Raw genomic sequence first — 428 nt, 5'->3', positions numbered from 1 at the left:
AGAGATATACTCATTATGCTTCTTTAAGAGCCAGCGACGACGACGAATATTAAGGAAGACCTTCTTGCCACGGAGAGGAAAATCCTGAACAATAACAGGGTCATAAAAGCCTTTACTCTCAGTATCCTGATCTGTATACTTCTCAGGAACGATATTTTTCTCCTCAAGGTAGAACACAACTTCATTTACACTTTCCTTCACATCAACAAGATCAAAGTAGTCTAAAGTGCCTTCAGGAAGAAGAAGGCGATAACCGTTTAATTCCATAAGCTATGAATTTGGAGACAAAGATAACAATTTATAAATTTACCCCTCAGGTTTTTACATTGACCCCTTTTTTGTAGAATATTATTTACATATTCTTGTTTTTTCCTTCCTATCCATGCATTATGTACATGTCTTTTTTAGGGGAAGTTAAAACCTCTCCT

General features: G+C 36.0%; 1 protein-coding gene. It reads right to left on the bottom strand.

The genetic code is table 11. The features are described 5' to 3' along the window. Positions 1–267, bottom strand: a 267-nt coding sequence (locus BACFIN_RS00005) for an ISAon1 family transposase N-terminal region protein (protein ID WP_007758443.1), incomplete at its 3' end; no start/stop codon positions are given. Positions 268–428 lie beyond the last annotated feature (161 nt).

It is taken from the genome of Bacteroides finegoldii DSM 17565 (assembly GCF_000156195.1).
Lineage (GTDB): Bacteria > Bacteroidota > Bacteroidia > Bacteroidales > Bacteroidaceae > Bacteroides > Bacteroides finegoldii.
Note: the sequence above shows the minus strand (reverse complement) of the source record. Positions and strands in the feature narration are given on the sequence as shown.